This window comes from Paenibacillus glycinis (assembly GCF_009909185.1).
Taxonomy (GTDB): domain Bacteria; phylum Bacillota; class Bacilli; order Paenibacillales; family Paenibacillaceae; genus Paenibacillus_Z; species Paenibacillus_Z glycinis.
In genome coordinates this window covers 183,662-204,372 of record NZ_JAAAMV010000005.1, presented here as the reverse complement: position 1 = coordinate 204,372, position 20,711 = coordinate 183,662, and the positions used below count along the sequence as shown (strand labels likewise).

Annotated in this window: 18 protein-coding genes and 1 pseudogene; 16 read left to right on the top strand and 3 right to left on the bottom strand. The window is 59.5% G+C overall.

Features of this window, described 5'->3' with window-relative positions:
- Positions 1 to 534 precede the first annotated feature (534 nt).
- The 3 genes and pseudogenes from GT019_RS32655 to GT019_RS32455 form a co-directional block, all read left to right on the top strand.
- Positions 535 to 846, top strand: a pseudogene (locus GT019_RS32655) (S8 family serine peptidase); the annotation flags it as partial.
- 9 nt (positions 847 to 855) lie between these two features.
- On the top strand, positions 856 to 3,783 hold the full coding sequence (locus tag GT019_RS10660; protein WP_161743124.1) for a S8 family serine peptidase: 2,928 nt from the start codon (positions 856 to 858) through the stop codon (positions 3,781 to 3,783).
- 45 nt (positions 3,784 to 3,828) lie between these two features.
- Positions 3,829 to 8,016, top strand: a complete 4,188-nt coding sequence (locus GT019_RS32455; RefSeq protein WP_161743123.1) for a S8 family serine peptidase — start codon at positions 3,829 to 3,831, stop codon at positions 8,014 to 8,016.
- 365 nt (positions 8,017 to 8,381) lie between these two features.
- Here the strand turns inward: GT019_RS32455 and GT019_RS10650 are convergent, their stop codons facing one another.
- The 3 genes from GT019_RS10650 to GT019_RS10640 all read right to left on the bottom strand — a co-directional run bounded on the left by GT019_RS10650 (position 8,382) and on the right by GT019_RS10640 (position 10,081).
- Positions 8,382 to 9,011, bottom strand: a complete 630-nt coding sequence (locus GT019_RS10650; protein WP_161743122.1) for a YfbR-like 5'-deoxynucleotidase — start codon at positions 9,009 to 9,011, stop codon at positions 8,382 to 8,384.
- Between the two features lie 240 nt (positions 9,012 to 9,251).
- Entirely contained in the window at positions 9,252 to 9,662 is a 411-nt protein-coding gene (locus GT019_RS10645; RefSeq protein ID WP_161743121.1) for an ImmA/IrrE family metallo-endopeptidase, read from the bottom strand.
- Positions 9,663 to 9,679: 17 nt separating this feature from the next.
- On the bottom strand, positions 9,680 to 10,081 hold the full coding sequence (locus GT019_RS10640) for a helix-turn-helix domain-containing protein (protein WP_161743120.1): 402 nt from the start codon (positions 10,079 to 10,081) through the stop codon (positions 9,680 to 9,682).
- Between the two features lie 253 nt (positions 10,082 to 10,334).
- On the opposite strand from GT019_RS10640, the gene GT019_RS10635 reads away from it, so the two are divergent.
- The 13 genes from GT019_RS10635 to GT019_RS10575 all read left to right on the top strand — a co-directional run bounded on the left by GT019_RS10635 (position 10,335) and on the right by GT019_RS10575 (position 20,706).
- Positions 10,335 to 10,991, top strand: coding sequence for a DUF1492 domain-containing protein (locus GT019_RS10635; RefSeq protein WP_161743119.1), 657 nt, complete (start codon positions 10,335 to 10,337; stop codon positions 10,989 to 10,991).
- A gap of 544 nt (positions 10,992 to 11,535) precedes the next feature.
- Positions 11,536 to 11,967, top strand: coding sequence for a phage tail terminator family protein (locus tag GT019_RS10630; RefSeq protein WP_161743118.1), 432 nt, complete (start codon positions 11,536 to 11,538; stop codon positions 11,965 to 11,967).
- A complete protein-coding gene (locus GT019_RS10625; protein WP_161743117.1) occupies positions 11,964 to 12,173 on the top strand; it encodes a hypothetical protein in 210 nt (69 codons plus the stop codon). Before GT019_RS10630 ends, GT019_RS10625 begins: the two co-directional genes overlap by 4 nt.
- Before the next feature lies 1 nt (position 12,174).
- On the top strand, positions 12,175 to 13,491 hold the full coding sequence (locus GT019_RS10620; RefSeq protein ID WP_161743116.1) for a phage tail sheath family protein: 1,317 nt from the start codon (positions 12,175 to 12,177) through the stop codon (positions 13,489 to 13,491).
- 15 nt (positions 13,492 to 13,506) lie between these two features.
- Complete coding sequence (locus tag GT019_RS10615) at positions 13,507 to 13,986, top strand: phage tail tube protein (protein WP_161743115.1); 480 nt, start codon at positions 13,507 to 13,509, stop codon at positions 13,984 to 13,986.
- Positions 13,987 to 13,989: 3 nt separating this feature from the next.
- Positions 13,990 to 14,412 (top strand): phage tail assembly chaperone, encoded by a 423-nt coding sequence (locus tag GT019_RS10610; RefSeq protein ID WP_161743114.1) that lies wholly within the window; start codon positions 13,990 to 13,992, stop codon positions 14,410 to 14,412.
- Between the two features lie 251 nt (positions 14,413 to 14,663).
- Positions 14,664 to 16,577, top strand: coding sequence for a hypothetical protein (locus GT019_RS10605; RefSeq protein ID WP_161743113.1), 1,914 nt, complete (start codon positions 14,664 to 14,666; stop codon positions 16,575 to 16,577).
- A 68-nt stretch (positions 16,578 to 16,645) separates the two neighbouring features.
- Positions 16,646 to 17,425, top strand: coding sequence for a LysM peptidoglycan-binding domain-containing protein (locus GT019_RS10600; RefSeq protein WP_328803943.1), 780 nt, complete (start codon positions 16,646 to 16,648; stop codon positions 17,423 to 17,425).
- Positions 17,422 to 18,399 carry an XkdQ/YqbQ family protein gene (locus tag GT019_RS10595; RefSeq protein ID WP_201755331.1) on the top strand — a complete coding sequence of 326 codons (978 nt, stop codon included), beginning with the start codon at positions 17,422 to 17,424 and terminating at the stop codon, positions 18,397 to 18,399. Before GT019_RS10600 ends, GT019_RS10595 begins: the two co-directional genes overlap by 4 nt.
- On the top strand, positions 18,396 to 18,692 hold the full coding sequence (locus GT019_RS10590) for a DUF2577 domain-containing protein (protein WP_161743111.1): 297 nt from the start codon (positions 18,396 to 18,398) through the stop codon (positions 18,690 to 18,692). Before GT019_RS10595 ends, GT019_RS10590 begins: the two co-directional genes overlap by 4 nt.
- Complete coding sequence (locus GT019_RS10585; protein WP_161743110.1) at positions 18,689 to 19,069, top strand: DUF2634 domain-containing protein; 381 nt, start codon at positions 18,689 to 18,691, stop codon at positions 19,067 to 19,069. The genes GT019_RS10590 and GT019_RS10585 overlap by 4 nt, the downstream gene beginning before the upstream one ends.
- 3 nt (positions 19,070 to 19,072) lie before the next feature.
- Positions 19,073 to 20,143, top strand: a complete 1,071-nt coding sequence (locus GT019_RS10580) for a baseplate J/gp47 family protein (RefSeq protein ID WP_161743109.1) — start codon at positions 19,073 to 19,075, stop codon at positions 20,141 to 20,143.
- Positions 20,140 to 20,706, top strand: coding sequence for a putative phage tail protein (locus GT019_RS10575; RefSeq protein WP_235947637.1), 567 nt, complete (start codon positions 20,140 to 20,142; stop codon positions 20,704 to 20,706). The genes GT019_RS10580 and GT019_RS10575 overlap by 4 nt, the downstream gene beginning before the upstream one ends.
- The last annotated feature ends 5 nt before the right edge of the window (positions 20,707 to 20,711 follow it).

The following is a 20,711-nucleotide window of genomic DNA, read 5'->3' as shown; positions in this document are numbered from 1 at the left end:
CTAAGAGATTGTATATAAGGAAATTGTAAACACGTCATTTAATATAACACGCATTTCCTTTATTTTCATAGATATTTTCACAGAAGTTTAAAAAAATAAATATGTTGACGCTATCAATTTAGCGACTATATAATCTACTCATAATTCCGAGGAAATGTGTGAGATTTAATAACATTAAACTTGGGTTTGCAACTGCAGGCTTTCGCGATTTTCGGAGAAGGAGAAAATCGCGGCAGGCGTGACCGTAGGCGCATAAAAACGGAAGAAGGGGTGGTCGTATTACGTAGCCGCAAGTCGGGTTTTTCCCCGTTTGCCCGCTTGCCATCCGCGCGCGAGCATTGGCATGGCGATAACCTATATTCTAGTAGGTAGGTTGAATGCGGGCGGCAGAATGATCGCTCCTCAAATTCCGGTCAACATGACGGAAATCGCAAGGCTGTCGTTAAACTAATTTGGCGAAGGAAGTGACAAGGCTTGACCAGGATAAGTACGAAACTTACGTTTGCTCTCTTCTCTACGATTCTAGCGTTTGGCATGGTAACGCCTGCTTTGGCCGAACAACCCTCGCATGATCCGCTGAGAAAAAGCCAGTGGACCGGGGAACAGGCTTCCCCTGACACAACCATCTACACGAAAGCAAATGCCGCGGGACAAGCTTCCGCAAATCAGCCCGCATTCGCGAGCACGCTGCCGGCAGCGCCCGAGTATGCCCCTGACCGGGTGATCGTCAAGTATCGGTCGGCATCGGCTGCCGCGTCCGCCGAATCGATGTCCGCGCAAATAATAGACGCCAGCCCGCTATCGGTTGCCAATGCCGAACTTCTGAAGCTCGCGGCTGGAGCCGATGTACATAGCGTGATTGAAGAATTGCTCCGGGATCCGAACGTGCTCTACGCGGAACCCGACTACAAAGTATCCCCCGCGCTGAACCCGCAGACGTTCCGTCCGGTCGACCTGGCGGACCAAGCGCCCGTGTCGGCAGCGGACGCGGGCACGCCTCCGGTATTGGCGACCGACCCGCTCTTCCATGAGCAATGGGGGCTGCATAACACCGGACAAGATCTCAACGACGGCACGGTGCCCGGCGGTACGCCGGACATCGACATGGATCTGCCGGAAGCCTGGGGAATTACGACAGGCAGCAAGGACGTCGCCGTCGCGGTCATCGGCAACGGTACGAAGATCGACGTCCCCGACCTGGTCGGCCAAATTTGGACCAACGACAAGGAAATTCCGGATAACGGCATCGACGATGACGGCGACGGACTCGTCGACGACGTGAACGGGTGGGATTTCGCCCACGACGACAACACGTTGTTCGATACGAGCGACGGCCTGAGCGATGCATACGGCACGACGGTCGCCGGCCAAATCGCGGCCGCGATGAACAACGGCGAAGGCATCGCCGGCGTCGCGCCTAACGTCAATGTCATGCCGCTGAAGGTGGTTTCCCCTGACGGCGGGTACTTCACGGACGTCGTGGATGCCATCCACTACGCCGAAGCGCACGGCGTCAAGATTGCCACGCTCGGGATCGTGTATACCTACAGGAGCAAGCTGATCGAGGATGCCATCAATGCCTCCGACATGCTGTTTGTCGCCCCGGCAGGCGAGAGCAACGGAATGTTCGGCGAAATCTTGAATGCGGATCTGGATCCCGTGTATCCGGCCGCCTATCCGAGCGCGAACATGCTGTCGGTCACCGGCGTGAACATTCTCGGGGATCTGTCCTTGAACGCCGCGATCGGGCAAACGTCCGTCGACGTCGCCGCGCCGTCCGAATTGATCATTTCGACGGTCCCCGACGTGGATGCGGGCTATGCGGCCCAAATCGACAACGGCACGTATAAAGCGTATTACAACGGCATCGGATTCGAGGAAATTCCGATCGACGACCCGCAATATGCCGCTCAGCGGCAGGATATGTTCGACCGCGCCATGGAATACCTCAAGCCGGCCGGCGGCGCCGCGCCGACGGTACTGCTCGTGAACGACAGCCAGCGCAGCGGCGGCGAAGCCGGACCTACCGACTGGGATAACGATCCGATGGCGGTCTACGAAGGGCTGCTGCAGCAGGGCGGCTATGCGTACGATACCTTCACGACGCAGGACGAGACCTTCGACGGTCCGCCGCTTGAACAGCTGAAACAGTACGATGTCGTCGTCTGGTTCACGGGAACGGCATGGGCCGTAAACGGCAGCAAGCTGATTACCGATCGCGATCAGGCCAGCCTGACGGATTATCTGAACGACGGCGGCCACCTGATGCTTACGGGGCAGGACGCGATCGATCAAAGCCCGAACTCTCCGTTCGTGAAGGACGTGCTGGGTCTTAAGCTGGTGAAAGAAGGCGGATATATCTTCAAGGGCTGGGGCGTGCCCGGCACCATCTACGACGGCCAAACCTATAAATTGATGGATTTCAGCTTGTTCTACGACACCGTCATCAGCAATAAGCCCGCGCAAACCACCATCAATCTGAAGAACAGCAACGGCAAGTATTCCTATGCGCAAGGAACCTTGTATGCCGCGGCTTACGCCGCCGGCGTGGCGGGACTCGTGGAGAGCCAGCAGCCGGCGTTGAGCGCCATGGACATCAAGCAGCGCGTCGTGACGAGCGGTAAATCCCTAAGCGGGCTTAAGCCCATTACGGCAAGCGGGAAATTGATCAGCGCATACCGCGCGCTCTGGAACAAGGACATCCCGGGCATGTCGCTGATCGTTCCGTCGATCGACGGCCAGCTCGATCAAGCGAACGATCCGAACCACGTCTACTCCGTCGAGCTCAGCGCCGGCGAAGAAGCGACCTTCTCGCTGAAAGGCGCGGCGGGCACGGATTTCGATCTCATCCTGTACGATTCCTCGGCCACGACGGTGGCGGGCAACGAAGGCGCGGTGGCGTATTCCGAGCATCCGGGCACGTCGACCGAGTCGATCACGTACCGCGCGGCCAAGGCGGGGACGTATTACATCAACCTCTACGCCGTGGCCGGAGCGGGCCAATATACCTTGAACGTGGCGTACGGCAACACGTCCGGCTTCCTCGAGGACGACGACCCGTCGCTGACCTACGAAGGCGACTGGAAGACGATGACGGACGAGTCTTATTCGGGCGGAACGATGAAGCAGCTGACGGGCGTCGGCTCCGTCAAGTTCGGCTTCCGCGGGAATCTGTTCGAATTGATCGGCACGAAGGGCGACACGCAAGGCACGGCCGCGATCTGGATCGACGGGTCCCCTGCGGGCTACGCCGATCTGAGCAGCAAGACGACTCAGACGCAGCAGTCGTTGTTTAAAATGATGATTCCAAACGGTCATCACGACGTTGAGATCCGCGCGGAAAAAGGCGCCAACGGACTCCTGGCGATCAACGTGGACGCCGTCGCGTTCTCCAGCTTGATCTCGCCGACGTCCGCTTCCGGTACCTACGTCGGTCCGTGGGCGATCCGCTACGGCATGAAGTATCCCGACGGCGTGCAGACCTACAGCACGATGCCGGGCAACGCCGCCGAATTCGCGTTCACGGGCACGAAGGTGACGCTGTGGTCCACGACGGGCAGCAACCGCGGCAAGGTGAACATCTATATCGACGGCGAATCCGTTACCGAATCGCCGGTAGATCTATACAGCGAGAGCCTGCGCTATCAGGTGCCGGTCTTCACGTCGGGCGAGCTCGCCGGCGGCGTGCACAAGATCAAGATCGTGCATGCGGACGAAGCGAATCCGAAGTCGAAAGGCAGCATCGTCACCATCGACGGCCTGGACGTCCTGAACTTAAGCTAGTCTGCGAGAGAGCAATTATTCTGATCCGAAATGGGGTACCTGTACGTGAAACGATCTCTGCTTAAAACATCGCTTTCGCTCGCGACGGTGTCCGTGCTGGCCGGGAGTCTCGTCGCGACGAGCCTGCCCGCCGCGCATGCCGCTCCGAAAGAGCCGACTTTCATAACCAAGGAAGGGCTGGAGGCGGTAACCCGCCTGCTGCAGGAAGCCGGACCGGAGGCCGCGACCCGCGCGGCGGCTCCGGGCGAAGCATTCGTTGCCGACGATATCGACACCGCCTCCGCGGAAGACATTAACGTCATCGTTCAATTCAGCGGCCAGCCGGCAGCCGTCGGGCAGTATGCCGCCAAGCTCGGCTACGGCGCGTTGGCCAAGAAAGCCACCGTGGCGACCGTGCAGACCGAGCAGGACGCGTTCGTCCGCAGCGCGCAGGCGAAGAGCGTGCCGTTCAAAGTCGACCGCCGCTTCAATACGGTGCTGAACGGGATGGAAATCACCGTCCGCGCGGACCGGATCCCGCAGCTGGCCAAGCTGCCGGGCGTAAAGTCCATTCATAAGAACGTCCTGTATTATCCGGCCGACGTAACCGACAGCTATCAAGCCGCCGCGGCCGGCTCGTCGACCATCGATACGGTGCCGCTCGAGCAGATCGGCGTTCTGAAGGCATGGGAACGGGGCTACACGGGCAAAGGGTTGAAGGTCGGCGTCATCGACACCGGCATCGATTACAAGCATCCCGATCTCGTCGGCAATTACGTCGAAGGCGGCGGCTACGATGCCGTGAACCAAGACGACGATCCGTACGAGGATTTGCCGGACGGCGATTACGAAGGCTCCTACCACGGCACGCACGTATCCGGCACCATCGCCGGCACGGCGTCGAACGCGACGGCCAATCATGTGCAGAAGGGCGTCGCTTACGATGCCAAGCTGTACGCCTATAAGGTGCTCGGGCCGGACGGCGGTACCTCCGCCCAAGTCATCGACGGGATCGAGCATGCCGTCGAGGACAAGATGGACGTCATCAACCTGTCCCTCGGCAGCGACTTGGAGAAGGATCCCGACTCGCCCGACTCCGCCGCGGTGAACAACGCCGTGCTGGCGGGCGTCGTGGCCGTCGTGGCGAACGGCAACGCCGGCGCCGGCAATCAGTACTATTATTCCATGGGCTCGCCGGCCTCCTCGCAGCTCGCGATCTCCGTCGGCGCGACCACGAGCGACAGCATCCGCGTCGCGGGAGGGGTACGCAGCGAAGTCGGATCCCTCGCCAACGAGGCGCAGACGGATTTGATGAGCTGGACGACGGACGAAGAGGATTTCAACGCGATGTTCGGCGCCGGCCCGATTCAGGGCGTGTATGTCGGACTCGGATCGAACGACGATTACGAGGGCCTCGATAAAGCGTTCCTGGCCGACAAGATCGTCTTCATCTCCCGGGGGAACCTGACTTTCGACGAGAAAGCGAAGATCGCGGCCAAGCACGGCGCGAAGGCCGCGGTCATCTTCAACGGCAACGCCGTCGACCCGAACGTCAACGTGCCCGATCTGTCGGACGACATCAAGGATCGCAACGGCCCGATCGGACCGATCGGGTTCCTCGGCGACAGCTACGACTATATCCCGACCTTCGACATGGCGGGCAAGACGGGGCGCGCGCTAGCCCGCGCGCTGCAGGCTGATCCGACGCAAACCTTGAAATTTACGATGAAGAACGATTTTGCCAAGACGACCGTCGCCGGGGAGCGCATGGCGGATTTCAGCTCCAGAGGACCGAACTCCGACGGCAACTACGGCATCAAGCCGGACCTGAGCGCGCCGGGCGTGCAGATCTTCTCGTCCGTGCCGGCCTATGGCGCGGCGAATCCGGATGCCAGCTACGATAAGGCTTATGCCAAGCTGAGCGGCACGAGCATGGCGACGCCGCACGTGGCCGGTCTTGCCCTGCTGATCAAGCAGGCGCACCCGAGATGGACGCCGACCGACATTCGCGCGGCGCTGGCGAACACGTCGGAGAAGCTGGTCGATGAAGAAGCCACGCCGTACGACGTCTATTCGCAGGGCGCGGGACAGGTCGACGTCATGAACGCGATCGATACGCGCGCCATCATCGAATCGCTGGACGAGATTACGATCTACGACGACAAGATGAACCCGACGACGATTCCGAGCGAAGCGAGCAGCGTGAGCTTCGGCAAGATCAAGCCGGGCGACGCCGCGGTCAAGAAGCCGCTGCGCGTCAAGAACCTGTCGAATGCGTCCGTGACGTATAACGCGAAAGTCGTGATGCATCCGTCGGTCACGTCGGATGCGCATCATCCGATCCCGACGCCGGACGTCCGCGCGATCGTCGCGAAGCTGGACGGCCTGACGGGCAACCAGATCACGGTAGGGCCGGCAAGCGCCTTCGAATTCAACCTGAGCGCAGCCGCGATCGGGCAAGCTCAGACCGGCGTGTACGAGGGCGAAGTGCTGCTCGAGAGCGCGGGACTTCCTTCCCTGCATCTGCCGTTCGTCATTCACGTCGGCGCAGCGTCCGACGATAACGATTTCCCGATTCAGAACCTGACGCTCAGCAGCCCGACCGTGTCGAAGGACGCGCCGATCGACATTACGGCGTCCCTGCCGAAGGGCAAGATCAATCACTTGTACGCGGCGGTCTACGACATGAACGATCAGCCGATGGGGCTCGTGGCCGAATATTACGATACGGACGAAGACAAGGACGTGCTGAATCCGCTGCCGTCCACCTTCACCATTCCGGAATTCGACGGCTCCTATAATATGGGCATCTACGTGAACGACGGCAACAAAGCGAACGCGTATCTCCCCGAGGGCCGGTACAAGCTGGCGGTTGTCGGCTCGGTCTACAACGCGGACTACGAGCTGGTCGACCAATCGGTAGCGTATAAAACGTTCTACATGTCCGGCGAAGCGGGCGAACCGACCCCGCCGACGGATCCGCCGACCAGTCCGCCGATTTATGGCACGAATCCCGTAACGCCTAGCGAAGCGGCGTACAACAAGGAAGTAGCCGCATCCGTGATCGCGAAAGGGCAAACGGGCATCGCAATCACGCCGCAATCGAGCGTGGAAGGCACGCAATTGGCCGTCTCGGTTACGGACGCCGACCTGCAAAAGGCGATAACGGGCGCGAAATCGCCTGTCGCGCTGACCATAGGCGCGGCCTCCGACAACGCCGTCTCCGCGCAGCTGAAATTAACGGCCGCGCAGGTGAAAACGTTGAAGGAAGCCGGGCTCGAGGGCGTAATCGTCTTCTCCTGGAACGATGCGTCGATCGCGCTGCCGCTCTCCGCGCTGGCGCAAGCCGCGGAAGGCGCGGACGTCGCGATCTCGATCAAGCAGGATGAAGCCAGCAAGGCCGAGTTCGCGAAGCAGGCGGCGGACGCGGTTATCCTCGGAACGCCTTACGTCTTCGAAGCGAGCAGCGTAAGCGGCGGCGTAACGGCACCGCTGAAGCTGAAAGCCGATGAAGTCGCGGTCAGGTCGTTCCTGATCGAGAAAGGCACCGACGCGAGCGCGGCCGGCGCGCTGTACCTCGACGGCGGCAAGCTCTACCCGGTTCCTGCGCGTATCGCGCAGGCCAGCGACGGCGCTTCGATCGTCACGATCGAACGTCCGGGCTTCTCGACCTACGCGGCGGCGTCGCGGCATGTCGCGTTCGCCGATATCGACAAGTCCTGGGCGCGCGAAGAGATCCAAACGCTCGCGGACAAGTTCCTGCTGAACGGCACGTCCGAGCACGCCTTCTCGCCGAAGGCGAACGTGACCCGCGCGCAGTTCGCGTCCATGCTCGTCCGGGCGCTGGGCTTGCAGGCGCAAACGACGGCTGCGCCGTTCGCCGATGTGAAGGGCGGCGACTGGTTCGCCTCCGACGTTGCCACGGCATACGCGGCCGGGCTCGTTACGGGCGCGGAAGGCCAATTCAAGCCGAATGCCGCCATTACCCGTCAAGACTTGACGGTCATGCTGGCCAGAGCGATCAAGCTCATCGATCTCCAGCCGTCGAATACGGGCGGACCGCGCGCGTATGCCGATGCCGCGACGTTCGGCGGCTATGCGGCGGCGAGCATCCAGCTCGTCACCGACGCGGGATTGATGAAGGGCGTCGAATTGAAAGGCGTCAGCTACTTCCAACCGGCCGAAGCGACGACTCGCGAAGCCGCGGCCAAAGTGCTGCATGATCTGTTGCAAGCCGCTAAGCGGATGAATTAATTCGTCTGCTTGCGCAACGTACTAATTAAAAAGCTGCCGAGAATCCTTCGGCAGCTTTTTGGCATGCAATATAACGAAGCGAGGGAGTTTGGCGACGATGAGGATCATGGCTTAACGTGAAGGGCGAAATAGCCGAATTCCGAGCGAAAGCTTTTCCGAATTTTTTGGCATCGCAAAAGACGTGACCCGGGTTGTCGTTCTTCACGACGAAGGACCCTGTCACGTCTTTTATTGGCCATGGTAACGATGTTGCATCGGAGGAACGGTGGAAACGGAAGCGCATGAATGAGCGGCTCGGGGGCGCAAGCGAGGGGTTCAACGGAAATATGAATGTATGGCAGTGAAAAATATTAGGTGCCTATCCACTACGAGGCCAACGCTTCCTTCGTAATCATTTCAATGTCGATCGGGGATTTGGAGCCTTCGCTGACGAGGTCGGGCAGGATGTGCTGCAGGAAATAGTCGACGCAATGCAGCTTGATCGACTTGATTTTGATCAGCGCATGCCGGTACATGACGATGAACTCCTTCTCGAGGTTGCCGCGCTGCAGCTCGGCGAACGCTTCGTAGATCTGATCCATCTTATCCGCGACTTCCAGGATTTGCCCTTCGACCGAGTCGTCTTTGCCTTCGCGCAGCTGCCTGCGGAAGATCGATTTGAATTCCTCCGGAATGTGCTCGTCGATGAAGTGGGCGACCATGCCTTCCTCGACTTGCTGCAGCATCGAGCGCAGCTCGAGGGAATAATGCTTCACGGGCGTCTTGATGTCGCCGATGAAAATCTCGCCGTAATCGTGGCTGCTGGTAATCTCGTACAGCTTCTTCCAATCGACGGCGACGCCGTTGCTTTCTTCGATGTCCGCCAAGGTCTTGGCGTATTGCACGACCTTCCACGAATGGGCGGATACGCTGTGCTCCTGGAATTTGAATTTGCCCGGGCAGCGGATAATGCGCTCTAAATCGGTTAACGATTGAAAATACGTATGAATGCCCATCGTTGACGTTCCTTTCTGCGAGGGAGCATAGAGTAGTGTGCCGCTTCACGTTCAGTATATATGCGCCGTGTTAGTGGATCATTAACGCTAGCAGGAAATTTTCGCCGGACGGGCAGGGCTTGGTCGAAGCGGAGGAGACATGCACGGTCGTCGGGACGGGAATCCCGGCCGCAACGCCGCGGCGCATAGAACCCCTATCCGCGAAGGAAGGGGTTCTATGCATCCATAAGCCGAACGGCGCTAAAAATAATACTTGTGCATTTCCTCCGGAACGCCGTTGCGCTGCAGCAGCGCCTCGATCGTCTCGCCTTTGACGAGGGAGTCGCCCGCGGTCAGCAGCCGGACGGCGAATTTGTTGGCTTGGCGCTCGTATTTGCCGACATTGAAGAAGGACTGCTCGTCCAGCCAAAAGCGGCTGAAGCCCGGATGCAGCCGGTCATGCGCCAATTCATGCGCGCAGACGAAGCGCTGCCAGTTCTCGTCCAGCTGATCGTGAATGACGATGAACCTGCGCCGCAGCTTCTTGAAATACAGACCGCGCGTTCCCTGGCCGAGATCGGCAAAGCGGACATGAATGCCGAGTCCGGCCGCGATTTCGAACGGGTCGTTGGACTGGTACCGCCGGATGAGCTTGTATATGAGTTCGTTCATGGCATCACCTGCTCGGTTTACTCGTCTTCCGTCGGAGTCGTTTTTTTCCGTTTGTTCATTTGCTTGGCTTCCCAGAACAGGCCGGTCAGCACGTCCATCACGCGCTGGCGCCCGATGTCGCTAATCGGCACCCCGTCGAACATAACCTCCTCGTCCTCTTCGAGCATCCGCTTGAAATCGCGCTTGTCCTTGGCGGTCGCCCATGCCGGAATGTCGCCGGGCCGTTCGAAGCCCAGCAAATAATCCGGACTGACGCCGTAAAAATTCGCCAGCTTGTTGAGCATCTCGACGCGCGGCTTGGCGATGTCGTTCTCCCACGCATTGTACCGCGCCCGCTTGATCCCCAGTTTCTCCGCGACTTCGTATTGCGTGATCCCCTTGTCTTCCCGCAGCCGAATCAGCATTGCTCCCATACTCATTCCCATAACCTCCTGCATGCATGTTAAAAAATCGATTTACAGATAAATAAATTATCCTATATAATGAGGCTACCGAGCAGGAAGTCGTTCCCAAAGGCATGTTTTGATAAATTAAATAGCTTTTCGCCTTTATTTATTAGTTTAGATAATTTAAATTTGCAAGTCAACGCATTTCTTGCTGCGGGACCTAAAACAATGCTGTCATTAATGATAATTTAATTATCAACCACAATCATGAAGGAGACGTGACGATATGAGCGAGCAAGCAAAGAAAGCATCGGCGCACGGGCGCACGGAGCAGGCCGTCCTCGACCGGCTGCGAACGTATAAGCGATTGATCGCGCGGATTAAAATCTTGGAGCGGCACCCGGTCGGGAACGGCATGTACTTGAAGTCGATTCATCAGGACGATCACCTGCAGGATCTGCACCGGCAGCTGCGCGGACTTCCTTCCTATATGTACTTGAACAAGCGCGAGCAGCAAATCGAGACGATGGCCCATGCCTACCTGACCAAACGCCCGACCGGCACGCGCAGCCAGCTGCAGGAAGTCCGTCAAATTCAGGCCGTGGACGCGGAGGACGAGCGGCTGCGGCGGGAACTGGTCGGCAAGATCGAGCACGTGATCGAAGCGCGTTCCGGCGCGCGCGCCGGATTCGACGAGGTCATCGATCGCATCAGCGAGCTGCAGGATCTCGAGAAGAAGAAACAGCAGATCGAATGGGCGCTGGACGTCATGGAAGAGTACAAGCCCGATTACGGCCGTCTGCTTCGCTTGGAGTTCGTGCAGGACAAGACTCCCGCGGCCATCATGTACGAGCTCGGGATCTCGCGCTCGACCCTGTACGCCTGGCGGCAAAAGGCGCTGGAAGAGTATGCGGCGATAACCGGCATGACGGAGATGGATTAAAGGCAGGATGCGGACCGCATAAACGCCGGAATAATGCTGCACTCAGATGGGAACTTATGTTCGCAAATCCGTGTTATTATGTTAGTATGCCATTACTTCGGAGAGTTGGCAAAGGTTTAGAACGAAAAAAACCGGAGCCGGCTTAGACGGTGTATCGTCATCCGTCGCGGATTCCGAACATAGGAGCGTACGAATAAAGATTCATTTCAAGACGAGCAGCCTCCGACTGCTCGTCTTTTTCGTTATCTCGGCCCGGCAAATTGCGCCCCGAGCCTTGATGCGGAGATCGGACAATCATCGGACGGAATCCGAACACGAACAGGAACATACGTTCGAAAAACCGTGTTACGATGCTAGTGTAAGAAAGTTGGCGAGCGATTAAGCATGCAGCCGGCAACGACCGTTTCGCCCTGTCGCATGGCGTTAAACTAGGCCGCATAACCCGGCTGCAGACGGGTTATCGCGCACATCGGCCGAACAGCAACGGCTGAGGCGCGGGCACGGCTGCCGACGATGGACGGCAGCCGCGGAAAGGAGGAGTCGCTTGAATGCGTTAACGGGCAATGCGATCCAAGGCAGCCTCGCTGCCATGCTTGGGCGCTTATATCCGGATGTCGAGGTTTACCGGGATGCGATCCCGGCAGAGCCGCCGCTCCCCTGCTTCGTCGTGAAGCTAGTGGATTTCATACAGTCCCGGGAGCTGAGCAATCGGTTTCGGCGCGTGCATGCATTCGAGATTCGATATCTCGCGGCAAGCGGAGATGCCGAGGCGATGCAGGCGATCGCCGAGAGCTTGCACGAGCATGCGGAGCTCCTTCCGGTGGAGGATGCTTATTGCAGAGGCACGAAGATGAGGCAGGAAACGGCAGACGGCGAGCTTCGGTTTTACGTGGAATATGCGTTCCGCGTCATGCAAGAAGAGCTTTCCCAGCCGCTGATGCAAGCCATGAGACAAGAGGAGAGGATTAACCCATGAGTCGAAAAGCCAACCCAGAGACGAACGAAACGCAGGCGCGGCCGCAAGCGCAGCCTGCGTATACCAAAGCGCAAATCTTGAAATCGAACCGATTTACTGCGATCCAGCGGCATATTTTGCACGCTGCGCTCGCCGAGGACGGCCTGTATTCGCTGGAAGAAGCAGCAGAGACGATCAACCAAATCATGAAGCGGGAGGTGCGTTAAGATGGCCGCAGGCACTTATACGACGCAAAACAAAGTCAGACCGGGGATTTACGTGAATTTTGAATCCCAACCCAAGCCGGCGGGAGGCTTCGGCGATCGCGGGACGGTCACGATCCCGCTCGCGCTCTCCTGGGGGGCGCCGAATACCGTCCTGACCGTGGAAGCGGGAGAGGACACGTTCGGCAAGCTCGGGTATACGGTCGCGGATCCGAAGCTGAGGCTGCTGCGGGAGGCGCTGAAGCGCGCCAAGACGCTGCTTGTCTATCGGCTCAACGAAGGAACGAAGGCCTCGATCGCCAACGAAGGCTTGACCGTTACGGCACGGTGGGGCGGTCTTCGCGGGAACGACATTACGGTCGCGGTCGAACCAAGCGTGGACGACAGCGGGCTGTTCGAAGTCGCGACGCTTGTCGCCGGCTTCGAGGTCGATCGGCAGACGGTGGCGGCGATCGATGCGCTGCAGGCCAACGAATGGGTCGTATTCGGCGGTACTGGCGCGCCGTCATTGTCGGCCGGGCTTCCGCTGACTGGCGGTTCGGACGGCACGGTACTCAATCAGCATTACGCGGATTATCTCGAAACGATCGAAACGCAGGATTTCAATACGATGGCGCTTCCCTCCGCGGATGCGACGCTGAAAGGCCAGTTCGTCTCCTTTTGCGAACGAATGCGGGAAGAGGAAGGCCGTAAAATGCAGCTCGTCGTCGAGAACTACCCGGCAGCCGACTACGAAGGCGTGATCAGCGTCAAGAACGGCGTTGTCCTGGCAGACGGCACGGCGCTCACGGCGGCGGAATGCACGGCATGGACGGCTGGCGCTACGGCCGGCGCGAACGTCAACGAATCGCTTACCTATACGGCTTATGACGGGGCCGTCGACGCGGCGCCGCGCTTGACCAACTCGCAAATCATCGCGGCGTTGCAAGCGGGAGAATTCGTCTTTACGGCGAGCGGCAACCGGGCCGTCGTCGAGCAGGACATCAATACGCGGACGAGCTTTACGCCGGAGAAGGGCAAGGCTTTCTCGAAAAACCGGGTGCTGCGCGTGCTTGACGGCATTAACAATGATTTCGTCCGTACGTTCGGCAATTATTTCGTCGGCAGGGTGGCGAACAACGATAACGGCCGAAACCTGCTCAAGAACGAATGCGTCGACTACCTGAAGGCGCTGTTGAACATCGGAGCGATTCAAAGCTTCGACGCCCAGCAGGACATTAAGGTTCTGCAAGGCGCGGACGCGGACAGCGTCTCGATCGAAGCGGTCGTAACGCCGGCGGACAGCATTGAAAAAATCTACGTCAAAGTGACGGTACAATAAGGGGCGCGATATACGATGGCATTCTTGAACGCAGGGGATACGATCAGCGGGAAAACGGCTACGGCTACATTGACGGTCGGCGATACTCGCGAGGAGTTGTTTTATGCCAAAAAGCTGGAAGCAACGGTGGAGAAGAAGAAGACGGAGGTTCCTGTCCTGGGTCAGCGGCAGGTGGCGCATAAAGCGAACGGCTGGTCGGGATCCGGCACGTTGACGATTTATTACATGACCAGCTATTTCCGCCAGCTGATGTATAAATACATCTCGACGGGCGTCGACACGTACTTCGATTTGCATATCGTCAACCAGGACGATGCGTCTTCGGTCGGTTCGCAGACCGTGATTCTGAAGAACTGCAACATGGACAGCGTCATGATGGCGAAGTTCGATATTACCTCGGACGACGCGCTCGAGGAAGAGATCGCCTTTACGTTCGACGGCGTCGAGCTTCCTGGCCAGTTTAACGCGCCGCAAGCAGCCGTGGGAGGGAACTAACCGATGAGCGAATTAAGCGCGTTTTTTGCACAGAACCCCGGCGTGGACATGACGGAAGCCTTCGTCGTCTCGGACCGCTTCAAGGATAAGCAGGGCCATCCGGTTCCTTGGAAGATCCGCACGATGACGGAGGCGCAGAACGAAGAGATTCGCAGATCCGCGACCCGGCTCGTGAAAGGAAAGAACGGCGCGAAGGTGCCGGAGACGAACTCGGAGGATTATCTGGCAAAGCTGGTCGTCGCGAGCGTCGTATTCCCCGATCTGAAGAACGCCGAATTGCAGCAATCGTACGGGGTCATCGGATCCGAGCAGCTGCTCAAGACGATGCTGCTGTCGGGCGAATACGCGACCTTGGCGCAGAAGGTCCAGACGGTTAACGGCTTCGACCGGGATATCAACGAGCTCGTCGAAGACGTAAAAAACTGATCAAGGAGGGCGACGGGGAGGCGAACTACGCCTATTATGCCCTCCATGAACTCTCCATCCTGCCGTGGGATTTCGCCGGATGGAACGACAAGCAGAAAGCGGCGATCATCGCCATGATCGATATCCGGCTGGACGCCGAGAAGAAGGCGAAGACGAGAAAACGATGAAGCACGCAAAATCGAAAGCAGTCGAACGCGATGAAGCGCCTCCCCCGAGGGGGCGCTTATTGCGTCTGGAAAGGAGGGATCAACGTGGCAAGCATTACCGGAAGTTTGCAAGCGATGAACAAGATGACGGCCGTTCTGGACAGCGTCGCGGCGCCGTTGAACAAAGTGAACGCGGTCATCGGCAATATGGCGAAGATCGCGGACATCACGATCGGCGCCATCTCGAGCATCGCCAAGACGATGGGCGAGACGGGAGATAAATCGTCGGGCATGTCGTCCGCGCTCGGCAAAGTATCCGAAATCATCGGTACGGTAACGGGCTCCATGAATGATATCAACGCGATCGTGAATAACGCGTCGAAGCCGGCCGGCGACGCCGCGGAGCCGCCTGGCGCGGCGGCCGCGGAACCGCCGCCCGCCGTCCCGGTTCCGGCCGAGGCATCCGCGGAGGGCGAACCGGCCGGTTCGAGCCAATTGACTATCGTGCTGGACAAGCTTACCGAGTCCCTGGACAAGATGACCGGCGCGATCGCGAGCGCGTCGCGGGCGGTCGACGTCACGATCAGCCGACTATCGACCATGTCGAGGACGATGACCAAGTCGGTCACGACGACGTCGTCCTGGTCGGTGTCGCTAGCCAAGACCGTGGACGGCACATCGAGGATGGCCCTGTCGCTGAGCAAGGTAACCTCCTCGACCGCCACGGTTACGAGGTCGATGGAGCAAGCGTCGGCCGTCATGGCGAGCGCGTCCGAATCGATCAGCGGCCCGCTGGCGGGCGAGTCCGGCGGGGCTGTTAAATCCATCGAAGCGGCGAGCGGCTCCGGGAAGGAGCTGCAGGCCGTATCGGATAACCTGAACGCCGGCCGGGCGCAGACCGGTCCGGTCACGGATCTGGTGCCGGGTCCGGCAGCTGCGGACGCTGCGCCTGGCGGGGAGCCCGGCGCGGAAGGGGGGGCGGAAGCGGGCGGCGGCGCGGCCGAAACGATGCTGCAGAAGGTGGACGCGCTGAAGACGTCGTTTACCAATCTGGGGCAGCTGGCGCAGGACAACCTGCTGCCGGTCGCCCAGACCTTGAAGGATACGTTCGAGGGGAGCCAGTTCCAGCCGTTCTTCGACGGCATGTATTCAGGGCTGACCTCGGTCATACAGTACCTCGGCATGGCCGCTCAGGCGATGGAATTCGTCAGCGCGGTCATCGAAGTCTGGACGGCCGCTCAGGAAATCCTGAACGTCGTGATGAGCATGAATCCGATCGCCCTCATTATCCTGCTCGTGGTCGCGCTGATCGCGGCATTCCTCGCGATTATCGCCGCTCTGAAGCCGGTGCGCGAATTCTTCGCGGCGGTGTTCCGGGAGATCGGCGAGATCCTGGCGGCCGCGGTCGGCTTCTATATCGACATGTGGACGGGGTTTATCAACTTATTCATCGAAGGGCTGAATACGCTGCTCGCCGGCGTCGGCAAGGTAGCGGGCTTCCTCGGCAAAATCATCGGCAAGGATATCAAGATGGATATCGAGATCCCGGAGGTCGACAGCTCCAAGCTGAAGGCTTCCGTGCAGGGCGGCATCAAAGGCGCTTTCAACTCGGTCGCGAACGCGACGGAGAACTTCGATATAACGAAGCATCAGTTCAAACCGGAGAAGATTACGCCACCTGAGCCTCCTGCAATTTCGAAAATCCCCGATAGGGGTACGCTTTTAACGCCAGGGATATCGCCTCCGGGCCCGTCCGGCGGCAAACTCCCGAACATCGACCGGGTGGGCAGCGTCGGCAATATCGACAGCAAGGTCGACGTCTCCAGCGAGGATATCAAAATGATGCGCGACCTCGCCGAGATGAAATCGATTCAAAACTACGTCACGCTGACGCCGACCGTCAATGTGACGACCGGAAACATCACCAAGGAAGCGGACGTGGACGAGGTCATTAAGCGCATTAACGATCATATGTCGGGCGAGATCGAAGCTTCGGCCCAAGGCGCCTATGGCAAGTAATAATCGCTCTTCGCCACGGTCGAAGGCTCGAACGCACGAACGCGAATAGAAGACAGGAGGATGTGGTCGTGGTTGATTTAAATACCAAAGTGCCGTTCATGATGTATCTCAGCTTCAATAACGGAAAGGAAGGGTGGCAGTTTCCCGTGCTGCCGGGCAGCATCAGCATTGCGCGCGGCGGAGCGAGCAAGGATTACGACATCGTCGGCACCGGGAAGATCAGCGTGATCGGGAAGCCGGAGCTGGCGGAGATCAGCTTCGAGAGCTTTTTCCCCGCGCAGCACTATCCGTTCAACAGCACCTTGGCCAAGACCGGTGCCGACGGCAAAACCCGGCTTACCTCCGATAGCGCGATCGTCCATACCCTGAAGGAGACCGGGCTGCCCGATCCGAACGGCTATGTCGATGACATCAATCGCTGGATGCGCAGCGGGCATCCGGTACGGTTCATTTACGTCGGCAGCAACGCGACCGACGACAGCGCCGTCATCAACCTTCCGATGACGATCGCTTCCTTCGAGCGCCGGGAGGAGGCCGGCTCGCCCGGGGATATCTACTACAGCCTGAAGCTGAGGGAATACGCCTTCTATGCCGCGAAGCAGGCAAAGACGGTCAAACAAGCGGACGGCACGACGAAACGGGTCGAAGAGCCGGCCAAACGTCCGGACGAGCGGGTTCGTCCCGCGACCTATACGCTCAAGGCCGGAGACACGCTGATCGTCGTTGCCCGCAAGCTGCTGGGCGATTCCAGCCGCTGGCGCGAGATTCAGAAGCTGAACGGCATTACCGATTCGCAAACCAGGCAGTTGGCTGTCGGCAAAGTGCTGCAGCTGCCGAAGGGGCGATGAGCGTGTTCGAAGCGACGATCGATAACCGCGACGGGACGCTATGGGATATCTCGGAACTTTGCTCGGAGATCACGTACAAGACAAGCCGGGTCGGCAAACCGTCCTCGGCGGACGTCACGCTCGTCGGTCAATCGCCGTTCCAGGACAAGAAGTTCGCCGTCGCGAACGGCGATATTTTGAAAATCCGGGTGGATGGGCAGGGGATGTTCTTCGGGTACGTCTTCAAGATAGGCGGCGGACGAGACGGCGAAATCAAGCTGACGGCTTACGACCAGATCCGTTACTTGAACGAGACGGATACTTACGTGGCGACCAACGTCACCGCCGAACAGGTCATTCGCGATAACTGCGCGGTCGGGGGGCTGCGTATCGGCGAGCTTGCGAAGACGAACCATGTGCTTCCCAAGGTGCTGGAGGACGGGCAGAAACGGCTGGATATGATCTACCGCGCGCTTGATTCGGCGATGTTGGCGACGGGCCGCTTATACGTGTTCTATGACGATTTCGGCAGCCTGCAGCTTCGCGATATCGCGGACATGAAGCTGTCGCTTATTTTAGGGGACGACAGCCTGGTCTACGATTACGGCACGACGCGCTCCATCGATGAAGATACGTACAACCACGTGAAGCTCGTGCAGGACAATAAGACGTCCGGCAAGCGCGACGCCTATTACGAGTGGGACAGCTCGACGATGGCGAAGTGGGGGCGGCTGCACTATTACCAGAAGGTCGACGACGGGATGAACGAAGCCCAGATCCGTAATATGGCGGCGCAGGTGCTGAAACTGAAAAACAGGGAAACCGTGTCGTTCTCGCTCGAGGCGCTCGGCTTCGTCGGCTTGCGGGCCGGGATGGCGGTGCAGGTGACGATCGCGGAGCAGCAGGTCGATTCCTTCTATCTGGTCGAGGAATGCACGCATAAGCTGTCCGGCGATTCCCATACGATGTCATTGGAAATGAAGGTGTTCGGATGAGTCTGAACGAGACGATCAAACAAATCACGAAAGGCTATCTGGCCTCGGTCAAGCTTGCCGACGTGCAGTACGGCACGGTCTCGAGGTTGGATCCGTTGGAGGTCAGCGTCAATGAACGCTTGGCGCTGCCGGAGGATTTCTTGGTGGTGCCGGAGCATATGACGGCGTTCAAGGTAACCGTCGGAGCGCAGGAGGTCGAGATTCGTACCGGACTTGCTGTCGGTGATCGCGTGGTCTTGATTCGCGAGCAAGGCGGACTTAATTATGTCATTGCGGGGAGGTTGACGGGATGATTCTTCCGACGGGGGCCGTTATCGACGAGGCGGCCGGAACCGAGGCGCAGCCTAGCCGCACGTATAAGTTGGACCTGGCCGCGGGGCGGATCGCGGGAGTTATCGACGAGCTGGATGCCGTGAGGCAGGCGGTCTATAAAATTTTGGACACGGAGCGGTTTGCGCATTTTATCTATTCCGCCAACTATGGATCGGAATCGAATCGGAGCGGCGACGCCTCGATCGAGTTGAAGCGCTGGCTGACGGAGGCGCTGCTGCAGGATGACCGGATTAACGAAGTCTCGGATTTCGCGTTCGGCATTGTAGGGGACGCGGCAACGGTCGCCTTGACGGTGCATTCGATCTTCGGCAGCGCGACCATTGAAAGGGGGATATAACGCATGTACGAGGATCGCACGTTCGAAGCGATGCTGCAAGAAATGCTGAGCGGCGTTCCCGCCGGCACGGATAAGCGGGAAGGAAGCATTATTTACGACGCGCTTGCGCCGGCGGCGAAGAAGCTTGCGGAAGCTTATGCCGAGCTTGCCCGTAGCAACCGGCTTGCCCATGCGCAGACGTCCAGCGGGGAGGAGCTGCGGCTGCGCGGCGCGGATTTCGGCATCGATCCGAGGCCCGCTTCGGCCGCGGTGCGGCTGGGGCTGTTCTATGATGCGGCTGGCGCACCGCTTGATGTACCGGTTGAGAGCCGCTATTCGGCGGGGGGGCTGAACTTTATTGCCGCCGGGCAAATTGGGGTTGGCCGGTTCAGGCTCGTCTGCGAGACCGCCGGAGCCGCGGGCAATGTCCCTGCGGGAACGCTGCTGCCGCTGGATTACGTCGACAAGCTGGCGAGCGCCGCGATCGGGGACGTGCTGGCCGCCGGCGAAGACGAGGAGAGCGACGAGTCGTTCCGTACGCGATTCTTCGCCCATGTCCGGACGCCGCCGACGAGCGGCAACCGGGCAGCCTACCGGAACTGGGCGTTGGAGGTGCCCGGCGTCGGGGATGCCTACGTGGTGCCGTGCTGGAACGGGCCGAATACGGTAAAGGTCTATGTGCTCGGCGCGGATCGAACTTCGGCGGGGGCCGGAGTCGTCCAAGCCGTCAAAGATTACATCGATCCGGATACGGGACTCGGAGAAGGCATGGGCGAGGGGGCCGCGCCGGCCGGCGCGCTGACGACGGTCGTTGCGGCGCCCGCGGTCAATGTGAATGTCACGGCAAGCATCACCTTAAGCGGATCGCGAACGCCTGCCCAGGTCGACGCGGATTTCGGCGACGCGCTTACTTCATACCTGGCGGGAATCGCCTACGGCGACGATCCGAGGCCCAAGTATGCGCGCATCGGCACGATGCTGCTGGATACGGCGGGCGTGGCCGATTATGCCAACTTGCTCGTCAACGGCGGAACGACAAACGTGACCGTCGCGGAAGGCGCGGTGGCCGTCAAGGGGACGGTGACGCTGACATGAGCGAATATCCGGTAACGTCGGCAGCCGGCCAAGAACTGCTGGAGGAGCTGCCAAGATTCTATGAGCCGATTCTGGAAATGCGCGCGATCGTCCAAGCCGAGGGCGAACAGTTCGACCGGCTGGGGGCCGAGCTCGCCGATCAATTCCGCCAACGCTTCGTCAGCACGGCGACGTGGGGGCTGGGCGATTGGGAGTCGGAACTCGGCATCGTGCCGCCGGCGGGACAGCCGGTCGAGCAGCGCCGGTCGGTGATCCGGTCGAAGACGCGCGGGTTCGGCAAGTTCTCGGGCAGGCTGCTCCAATCCGTTGCCGGCGCCTACGACAACGGCAACCTAGACATCGCGTTCGATGCGCCGAGCAGCACGTTCACGATTCGATTCGCCAGCACGCTCGGCTTGCCGCCGAATCTTGACGATTTGAAAACCGCGCTGGAAGCGGTCATGCCCTCTCATCTGGGCGTTGCCTATTCTTATCGCTATCTGTCCGTGCAAGAGACGCAGGCCATGACCATACAACAATTACAAGCTCACCCGTTGACGGACTTCGCGCCGTTCGCGGGTTAGCGGGA

Excerpts from the sequence above, each read along its gene's own strand:
- GT019_RS10650 (WP_161743122.1), bottom strand. The coding sequence starts at position 9,011 with ATGGGCATTCATACGTATTTTCAATCGTTAACCGATTTAGAGCGCATT.
- GT019_RS10645 (WP_161743121.1), bottom strand. The coding sequence starts at position 9,662 with ATGAACGAACTCATATACAAGCTCATCCGGCGGTACCAGTCCAACGAC.
- GT019_RS10640 (WP_161743120.1), bottom strand. The coding sequence starts at position 10,081 with ATGAGTATGGGAGCAATGCTGATTCGGCTGCGGGAAGACAAGGGGATC.
- GT019_RS10635 (WP_161743119.1), top strand. The coding sequence starts at position 10,335 with ATGAGCGAGCAAGCAAAGAAAGCATCGGCGCACGGGCGCACGGAGCAG.
- GT019_RS10625 (WP_161743117.1), top strand. The coding sequence starts at position 11,964 with ATGAGTCGAAAAGCCAACCCAGAGACGAACGAAACGCAGGCGCGGCCG.
- GT019_RS10620 (WP_161743116.1), top strand. The coding sequence starts at position 12,175 with ATGGCCGCAGGCACTTATACGACGCAAAACAAAGTCAGACCGGGGATT.
- GT019_RS10615 (WP_161743115.1), top strand. The coding sequence starts at position 13,507 with ATGGCATTCTTGAACGCAGGGGATACGATCAGCGGGAAAACGGCTACG.
- GT019_RS10610 (WP_161743114.1), top strand. The coding sequence starts at position 13,990 with ATGAGCGAATTAAGCGCGTTTTTTGCACAGAACCCCGGCGTGGACATG.
- GT019_RS10595 (WP_201755331.1), top strand. The coding sequence starts at position 17,422 with ATGAGCGTGTTCGAAGCGACGATCGATAACCGCGACGGGACGCTATGG.
- GT019_RS10590 (WP_161743111.1), top strand. The coding sequence starts at position 18,396 with ATGAGTCTGAACGAGACGATCAAACAAATCACGAAAGGCTATCTGGCC.
- GT019_RS10585 (WP_161743110.1), top strand. The coding sequence starts at position 18,689 with ATGATTCTTCCGACGGGGGCCGTTATCGACGAGGCGGCCGGAACCGAG.
- GT019_RS10580 (WP_161743109.1), top strand. The coding sequence starts at position 19,073 with ATGTACGAGGATCGCACGTTCGAAGCGATGCTGCAAGAAATGCTGAGC.
- GT019_RS10575 (WP_235947637.1), top strand. The coding sequence starts at position 20,140 with ATGAGCGAATATCCGGTAACGTCGGCAGCCGGCCAAGAACTGCTGGAG.